Source organism: Klebsiella sp. MS 92-3 (genome assembly GCF_000195655.1).
In the GTDB taxonomy this organism is placed as follows: domain Bacteria; phylum Pseudomonadota; class Gammaproteobacteria; order Enterobacterales; family Enterobacteriaceae; genus Klebsiella; species Klebsiella pneumoniae.
Map to the genome: position 1 here is coordinate 51,683 of NZ_GL882741.1, position 8,634 is coordinate 60,316.

Sequence of the window (8,634 nt, forward strand, 5' to 3'; positions counted from 1 at the left end):
CCCGCTGCCGCTACCGGGCCGCGGGTAACCACTTTTTTCATCTCATCGCCGATAGACTCTGCTTTCGCACCGACGATAACCTGGATGGTTTGCTTATTCAGTTTCACCACCCCGGACGCGCCGAGACGTTTACAGGCGGCGTCGTTCACCTTCGCCGAATCGCCCACGGTCAGACGCAGACGGGTGATACAGGCGTCAATGGCTTTCAGGTTGTCCGTTCCGCCCACCGCGGCGATATAGCTGGTCGCCAGCTGGGTCAGCCCCTCTTCAGTGTTGCTGTTGGCTTCTTCCGTTACCACGTCAGCGGCTTTGTCTTCACGACCCGGCGTTTTCAGGTTGAACATGCGGATCACCGCGCTGAACAGCAGGAAGTAGACGAAGAAGAACACCACGCCCATCACCAGCAGCATCCAGACGTTTTTGCTGGCGGCCGGCAGGCTGTACATCAGCACGTAGTCAATTGCACCTGCGGAGAAGGAGAAGCCCGCATGGATCCCGAGCGCCGTTGCGATGAACAGGCTGATACCGGTCAGCACCGCATGCAGGAGGTACAGCAGCGGAGCCAGGAACATGAACAGGAATTCCAGCGGCTCGGTTACCCCGGTCAGGAACGCGGTGATGGCCACGGACAGCAGCATACCGCCTACCATCGGACGACGCGCTTTCGGCGCCGCCAGATACATCGCCAGCGCCGCACCCGGCAGACCAAACATCATGATTGGGAAGAAGCCGGACATGAACATCCCCGCGGTGCCGTCGCCGGCGTAGAAGCGGTTGATGTCGCCGTGGAACACAGCGCCAGCGGCGTTAGTGAACTCACCAATCTGGAACCAGGCGATGGTGTTCAGCACCTGATGCAGACCGGTTGGGATCAGCAGACGGTTGATGAAACCAAAGATACCGGAACCGAGCGCCCCTGCGGAGACGATCCATTCGCCGCCAGAGTGGATAGCGTGCTGCACCGGCGGCCAGACGTAGCCGAAGATCGCCGCGAGGATCAGACAGAAGAAGCCGGTGGCGATCGGCACGAAGCGTTTGCCGCCGAAGAAGCTCAGGAAGTCCGGCAGCTTGATGCCGGCCCAGCGGTTGTATACCGCCCCTGCCACCAGACCGGTAATGATACCGGCCAGCACGCCCATATTGATTTCCGGGTTGATGGTGACCATCGCTTTGGTCATCACGAAATACCCTACCGCACCGGCCAGCGCCGCAGAACCGGCGTTATCCTTGGACCAGCTTGATGCCACACCAATTGCGAAGATCAGCGCCAGATTATCGAAGATCGCCCCACCCGCTTGCGCGATGAAGGGTACATTCAACAGGTCTGGTTGCCCGAAACGCAGCAGCAATGCCGCGACCGGCAGCACTGCGATAGGGAGCTGCAACGCCCTACCCAGTCGCTGAAAGAAACCTAAAATATTCATCTTATTCCCCCTATGAGACCCCGATGAGGCTCATTTCAAAGCCACTTTTTTATTGTGTAACAAGGTCGGTTTTATCACTTACCGGCAAAGTGTGTGAAAAATTAATTCGTATCGCAAATTAAACGGGTATTTTTTGTGATAATTATCACCAAATATCGTATTCCCTCCTCCCTTGCACTGGCTAACAACGAAAACTTATTTTATCATTCAAAAAATCAACACGGATTGACCCCGGTCGGCGCAGTTGCTGCAATACTCTCCTTAGAGTGCTGGCGCCAATCCGCCAGAATCTACTTTGACTATAGAGGTGAAGAATGAGACTGATTCCCCTGGTAACCGCTGAGCAGGTCGGTAAATGGGCTGCCCGCCATATCGTTAACCGCATTAATGCATTTAAACCAACCGCGGACCGTCCGTTCGTCCTGGGTCTGCCAACCGGTGGTACCCCGCTGACCGCCTACAAGGCGCTGGTTGAAATGCATAAAGCAGGCCAGGTTAGCTTCAAGCACGTCGTCACCTTTAACATGGATGAATACGTTGGCCTGCCGAAAGAGCATCCGGAAAGCTATCATAGCTTTATGCACCGTAATTTCTTTGACCACGTTGATATTCCGGCAGAAAATATCAACCTGCTGAATGGTAACGCGCCGGACATTGATGCGGAATGCCGTCGCTATGAAGAAAAAATTCGTTCCTACGGTAAAATCCACCTGTTCATGGGCGGCGTGGGCAACGATGGTCATATCGCGTTTAACGAACCGGCCTCTTCTCTGGCGTCCCGCACCCGTATTAAGACCCTAACCCATGAACCCCGCGTAGCGAACTCCCGCTTCTTCGACGGCGATGTGGATCTGGTGCCGAAATATGCGCTGACCGTCGGCGTGGGCACCCTGCTGGACGCAGAAGAAGTGATGATTCTGGTGCTGGGTCATCAGAAAGCGCTGGCGCTGCAGGCGGCGGTAGAAGGTAACGTCAACCACATGTGGACCATTACCTGTCTGCAGCTGCATCCGAAGGCGGTGATCGTCTGCGACGAACCGTCCACCATGGAGCTGAAAGTGAAGACGCTGAAATATTTCAACGAATTAGAAGCTGAAAATATTAAAGGTCTGTAATGTAGCCCTCCCCGCGCCCGGGCGCGGGATCATCTTTTTCTTTGTACGCACCATCATGCCGGCGGCAAACGAACGAACGCTGACCTGATGAGGCGTATATACCGGGGGTCGTAATGTATGCATTAACCCAGGGCCGGGTTTATACCGGTCATGAAATTCTCGATGACCATGCGGTTGTTATCGCTAATGGCTTTATCGAACGTCTTTGTCCGCTGGCAGATTTGCCGTCTGACATCGAGCAGCGCTCAGTCAACGGCGCAATAATCGCCCCCGGTTTTATCGACGTCCAGCTCAACGGCTGCGGCGGCGTGCAGTTTAACGACAGCCCAGAGGCGGTCACTGTCGAAACGCTGGAGATCATGCAGAAGGCCAACGAACGCTCAGGCTGCACCAGCTTCCTGCCGACGCTGATTACCTCCAGCGACGATCTGATGAAGCAAGGCGTGCGCGTGATGCGCGAATATCTGCAAAAACATCCGAACCAGGCGCTGGGCCTGCATCTCGAAGGGCCGTGGCTGAATATCGTTAAGAAAGGCACCCACAATCCGGACTACGTGCGTAAACCGGACGCGGCGCTGGTCGATTTCCTGTGCGACAACGCCGATGTGATCACCAAAGTGACCCTCGCCCCTGAGCGCGTTGAGCCAGAAGTGATCCGCAAACTGGTCGCCGCCGGGATCGTTGTCTCCGCGGGCCACTCCAACGCTACGCTGAAAGAGGCGAAAGTCGGCTTCCGCGCGGGCATTACCTTTGCCACCCACCTGTATAATGCGATGCCGTACATTACCGGCCGCGAACCGGGTCTTGCCGGGGCGATTTTTGACGAGCCGGATGTCTACTGCGGTATCATCGTCGACGGGATGCACGTCGATTACGCCAACGTGCGCAACGCCAAGCGCCTGAAAGGCGACAAGCTGTGCCTGGTCACCGACGCCACCGCGCCGGCGGGGGCGAATATTGACCAGTTCATTTTTGCCGGGAAAACAATATACTACCGCAATGGGCTGTGCGTAGATGAAAACGGCACCCTCAGCGGATCTTCCCTGACCATGATTGAAGGGGTGCGTAATCTGGTTGAGCATTGCGGCGTGGCACTGGACGAAGTATTGCGCATGGCGACGCTCTATCCTGCGCGCGCTATCGGCGTGGACAAGCAGCTCGGCAGCATTGCGCCGGGCATGGTCGCTAACCTGACCGCCTTTACACGCGATTATAAAATCACCAAGACCATCGTTAATGGTAACGAGGTCGTCACTGAGTAAGTAAAAGTATGACAGCAGGCGGACAAGCTCAAATTGGTAACGTTGACCTCGTAAAACAACTGAACAGCGCGGCCGTGTACCGCCTGATTGACCAGCATGGGCCCATCTCGCGCATTCAGATAGCCGAACAAAGCCAGCTTGCCCCTGCCAGCGTGACCAAAATCACGCGTCAGCTTATTGAGCGCGGCCTGATCAAAGAAGTCGATCAGCAGGCCTCCACCGGTGGCCGCCGCGCTATCTCTATCATCGCAGAAACTCGCAACTTCAACGCCATCGGCGTGCGGCTTGGCCGCTATGACGCCACTCTGACCCTGTATGATTTAAGCAGCAAGACCCTGGAAGAGGAGCACTTCCCGCTGCCCGAGCGCACCCAGGAAACGCTGGAACACGCCCTGCTGAATATCATCGCCACCTTTATCGAAAACTGTCAGCGCAAAATTCGCGAGCTGATCGCTATCTCAGTGATCCTGCCGGGCCTCGTCGACCCGGAAAGCGGCGTGATCCGCTATATGCCGCATATTGCGGTGGAAAACTGGGGCCTGGTCGGGGCGCTGGAGAAACGCTTCAACGTTACCTGCTTTGTTGGCCACGATATCCGCAGCCTGGCGCTGGCCGAGCACTATTTTGGCGCAAGCCAGGATTGCGAAGACTCCATTCTGGTGCGCGTGCACCGCGGTACCGGGGCGGGGATTATCTCCAACGGGCGCATTTTTATCGGCCGCAACGGCAACGTTGGCGAAATTGGCCATATTCAGGTCGACCCGCTGGGCGAACGCTGCCACTGCGGCAACTTCGGCTGTCTGGAGACCGTCGCGGCCAATGCCGCCATTGAACAGCGGGTTCGCCACCTGCTGGAGCAGGGCTACCAGAGCCGTCTGACGCCGGATGACTGCACGATCAAAACTATCTGCAAAGCGGCCAACAAGGGCGATGCCCTGGCCTGCGAGGTGATTGAGTACGTGGGGCGCCACCTCGGGAAAACGATCGCCATCGCCATTAACCTGTTCAACCCACAAAAAATCGTCGTCGCCGGCGAAATAGTGGAAGCTGAAAAGGTCCTTCTTCCGGCCATCGAAGGCTGCATTAACGCCCAGGCGCTTAAGGCGTTTCGTAAGAACCTGCCGGTGGTGCGCTCCACCCTCGATCACCGCTCTGCAATCGGCGCCTTCGCGCTGGTCAAACGCGCCATGCTTAATGGCACGCTGCTGCAGCGTTTGCTTGAGAGCTAATCGCCCCTTTTCTGATAGCGCGTCACCTTGATACGGGCGGGCCTCGCCCGTCAGAGGTGTGAAACCTCATCGATGACGCGTATAGTTTCGTCTTTGTTAATGATTCTGGACCCACCATGACCATTCAAAACATAATTTGTGATATTGACGGCGTACTGATGCACGATAACGTCGCCGTTCCCGGCGCAGCCGAGTTTATCAAGCGCATCCTCGATAAAGGCATGCCGCTGGTAATGCTGACCAACTACCCGTCGCAAACCGGCCAGGATCTGGCGAACCGTTTCGCCACCGCTGGAATTGATGTTCCGGATAGCGCCTTTTACACCTCAGCGATGGCCACCGCCGATTTTCTGCGTCGCCAGGAAGGCAAAAAAGCCTACGTGGTGGGAGAAGGGGCGCTGATCCACGAGCTGTACAAAGCCGGCTTTACCATTACCGATGTGAACCCGGATTTTGTCATCGTCGGGGAAACTCGCTCCTTTAACTGGGAAATGATGCATAAGGCCGCCTTCTTCGTCGCCAACGGCGCCCGCTTCATTGCCACTAACCCGGATACGCACGGTCGCGGCTTCTACCCTGCCTGCGGCGCGCTGTGCGCCGGGATCGAGAAGATCTCCGGCCGTAAGCCGTTTTACGTCGGCAAACCCAGCCCGTGGATCATCCGTTCAGCGCTGAATAAAATGCAAGCTCACTCCGAGCAGACGGTGATCGTCGGCGATAACCTGCGCACCGATATACTGGCCGGTTTCCAGGCGGGGCTGGAGACTATTCTGGTGCTCTCCGGCGTCTCCACCCTCGACGATATCGACAGCATGCCGTTCCGCCCGTCGTGGATTTACCCTTCCGTCGCGGAAATCGATATTTTCTGATGCCAACCACGTCGCAGGACGTGGTTTTTCATTTCTAGCGCCCATCAGAATTACTCCATCTAATAAAAACGGCCTATAAATACGAATTCCTCAATAAAGCCGTTCAAAAGATACTCTTTTTTCACTGTTCAACAATCACGGTTGCGTTTTTTCTTTTTCCGGCCGCAAAACCCTTGCGCCTGCTCCCCCTTTACGGCATTTTCTTAAGCACGCACTCAGGCTTCGCCACGAGACGAAGCCAGCACAACATCAAACACGACAGGGTAATGGAGAAGGCTATGTGTTCTATTTTTGGCGTACTGGATATTAAAACTGACGCAGGCGAGCTGCGTAAAAAGGCGCTGGAGCTTTCCCGCCTGATGCGCCACCGCGGTCCGGACTGGTCTGGCGTATATGCCAGCGACAAAGCGATTCTGGCGCACGAGCGCCTGTCGATTGTCGACGTCAACGCCGGGGCCCAGCCGCTGTACAACGCCGAAAAAACCCATGCGCTGGCCGTTAACGGCGAGATCTACAACCACCAGGCGCTGCGCGCGGAGTATGGCGATCGCTACCAGTTCCAGACCGGTTCCGACTGCGAAGTGATCCTCGCGCTGTATCAGGAAAAAGGCCCGGAGTTCCTCGACGATCTGCAGGGAATGTTCGCCTTCGCCCTGTACGACAGCGAAAAAGACGCGTACTTAATCGGCCGCGACCATATCGGCATTATCCCGCTGTATATGGGCCATGACGAACACGGCAACTTCTATGTCGCCTCCGAAATGAAAGCGCTGGTGCCGGTATGCCGCACCATTAAAGAGTTCCCGGCGGGCAGCTACCTGTGGAGCAAAGACGGCGAAATTCGCCAGTACTATCAGCGCGACTGGTTTGATTACGACGCGGTGAAAGACAACGTTACCGATAAGAACGAGCTGCGCCAGGCGCTGGAAGAGTCGGTGAAAAGCCACCTGATGTCCGACGTGCCTTACGGCGTGCTGCTCTCCGGCGGTCTTGATTCATCGGTCATCTCGGCTATCACCAAGAAATTCGCCGCCCGTCGCGTCGAAGATCAGGAGCGTAGCGAAGCCTGGTGGCCGCAGCTGCACTCTTTCGCGGTCGGTCTGGAAGGCTCTCCTGACCTGAAAGCGGCGCAGGAGGTGGCCAACCACCTCGGCACCGTGCACCACGAAATTCACTTTACCGTCCAGGAAGGGCTGGATGCCATCCGCGACGTTATCTATCACATCGAAACCTACGATGTGACCACTATTCGCGCCTCGACGCCGATGTACCTGATGTCGCGGAAAATTAAAGCCATGGGCATCAAAATGGTGCTTTCCGGCGAAGGTTCGGACGAAGTGTTCGGCGGCTACCTCTACTTCCATAAGGCGCCGAACGCCAAAGAACTGCACGAAGAGACGGTGCGTAAGCTGCAGGCGCTGCATATGTTTGACTGCGCCCGCGCCAACAAAGCGATGTCCGCCTGGGGCGTGGAGGCCCGCGTGCCGTTCCTCGACAAGAAGTTCCTCGACGTCGCGATGCGCATTAACCCGCAGGATAAGATGTGCGGCAACGGCAAAATGGAAAAACACATTCTGCGCGAATGCTTTGAATCCTACCTGCCGGCCAGCGTCGCCTGGCGCCAGAAGGAGCAGTTCTCTGACGGCGTCGGCTACAGCTGGATCGATACCCTGAAAGAAGTGGCCGCCAAACAGATCAGCGACCAGCAACTGGAAACCGCAAGCTTCCGCTTCCCGTACAACACGCCGACCTCCAAAGAAGGCTATCTGTACCGCGAGATCTTCGAAGAGCTGTTCCCGCTGCCGAGCGCGGCGGAGTGCGTCCCTGGCGGTCCGTCGGTGGCCTGCTCTTCAGCGAAAGCCATTGAGTGGGATGAAGCGTTCAAAACCATGAACGATCCATCAGGCCGCGCGGTCGGTGTCCACCAGTCGGCCTACAAATAAGCCCAGACGGGCGGTGAAACGCAAAACGGACCCTCCGGGGTCCGTTTTCTTTTTGCCGGATTTATACCGCTGAAAAACGATAAATAACCAATAATTGCCGAATATTCCAGCGAGCTGTTCGCAACCTAACCAAACAGTCACATTACAACGATTTTCCTTGAAAAAGAGGTTGACGCTCGCAGGCCCAATACGCATAATGCGCCCCGCAACGCCGATAAGGTTACGCGAAAAAAAGATGGCTACGTAGCTCAGCTGGTTAGAGCACATCACTCATAATGATGGGGTCACAGGTTCGAATCCCGTCGTAGCCACCATCTTTTTTGCGGGAGTGGCGAAATTGGTAGACGCACCAGATTTAGGTTCTGGCGCCGCAAGGTGTGCGAGTTCAAGTCTCGCCTCCCGCACCATTCACCAGTTAGCGTTGTACGGATGGGGTATCGCCAAGCGGTAAGGCACCGGTTTTTGATACCGGCATTCCCTGGTTCGAATCCAGGTACCCCAGCCATATTTCTTCGATATTTGCGGTTCACCGCGACGGTATTGGGGTATCGCCAAGCGGTAAGGCACCGGTTTTTGATACCGGCATTCCCTGGTTCGAATCCAGGTACCCCAGCCATCGAAGAAGCAGCAAGACAATTAGGCTACGTAGCTCAGCTGGTTAGAGCACATCACTCATAATGATGGGGTCACAGGTTCGAATCCCGTCGTAGCCACCAAATTCTGGACGTATCGATACGCATCGATAAATCCGCAAACAATTTGTTGGGGTATCGCCAAGCGGTAAGGCACCGG

At 56.1% G+C, this 8,634-nt stretch carries 6 protein-coding genes and 5 tRNA genes; 10 read left to right on the top strand and 1 reads right to left on the bottom strand.

Annotation, left to right across the window (positions count from 1 at the left end; all coding sequences use genetic code 11):
• Positions 1–1,424, bottom strand: a 1,424-nt coding sequence (gene nagE / locus HMPREF9538_RS22740) for a PTS N-acetyl glucosamine transporter subunit IIABC (RefSeq protein ID WP_009484153.1), incomplete at its 3' end; no start/stop codon positions are given.
• A 314-nt stretch (positions 1,425–1,738) separates the two neighbouring features.
• Here nagE and nagB point away from each other — a divergent pair.
• From nagB to HMPREF9538_RS22690, 10 genes are all read left to right on the top strand, one after another.
• Positions 1,739–2,539, top strand: coding sequence for a glucosamine-6-phosphate deaminase (nagB, locus tag HMPREF9538_RS22735; RefSeq protein WP_009484154.1), 801 nt, complete (start codon positions 1,739–1,741; stop codon positions 2,537–2,539).
• A gap of 113 nt (positions 2,540–2,652) precedes the next feature.
• Positions 2,653–3,801 (top strand): N-acetylglucosamine-6-phosphate deacetylase, encoded by a 1,149-nt coding sequence (nagA, locus tag HMPREF9538_RS22730; protein ID WP_002894747.1) that lies wholly within the window; start codon positions 2,653–2,655, stop codon positions 3,799–3,801.
• A gap of 8 nt (positions 3,802–3,809) precedes the next feature.
• On the top strand, positions 3,810–5,030 hold the full coding sequence (gene nagC, locus HMPREF9538_RS22725; RefSeq protein ID WP_002894742.1) for a DNA-binding transcriptional regulator NagC: 1,221 nt from the start codon (positions 3,810–3,812) through the stop codon (positions 5,028–5,030).
• 116 nt (positions 5,031–5,146) lie between these two features.
• Positions 5,147–5,899, top strand: a complete 753-nt coding sequence (locus HMPREF9538_RS22720) for an HAD-IIA family hydrolase (RefSeq protein WP_002894738.1) — start codon at positions 5,147–5,149, stop codon at positions 5,897–5,899.
• Positions 5,900–6,177: 278 nt separating this feature from the next.
• Positions 6,178–7,842 carry an asparagine synthase B gene (gene asnB / locus HMPREF9538_RS22715; RefSeq protein ID WP_002894734.1) on the top strand — a complete coding sequence of 555 codons (1,665 nt, stop codon included), beginning with the start codon at positions 6,178–6,180 and terminating at the stop codon, positions 7,840–7,842.
• A gap of 237 nt (positions 7,843–8,079) precedes the next feature.
• A tRNA-Met gene (locus HMPREF9538_RS22710) sits at positions 8,080–8,156 on the top strand.
• 8 nt (positions 8,157–8,164) lie between these two features.
• A tRNA-Leu gene (locus tag HMPREF9538_RS22705) sits at positions 8,165–8,249 on the top strand.
• A 23-nt stretch (positions 8,250–8,272) separates the two neighbouring features.
• Positions 8,273–8,347: transfer RNA gene (locus HMPREF9538_RS22700), tRNA-Gln, on the top strand.
• A 36-nt stretch (positions 8,348–8,383) separates the two neighbouring features.
• Positions 8,384–8,458, top strand: a tRNA-Gln gene (locus HMPREF9538_RS22695).
• A 23-nt stretch (positions 8,459–8,481) separates the two neighbouring features.
• A tRNA-Met gene (locus HMPREF9538_RS22690) sits at positions 8,482–8,558 on the top strand.
• Positions 8,559–8,634 lie beyond the last annotated feature (76 nt).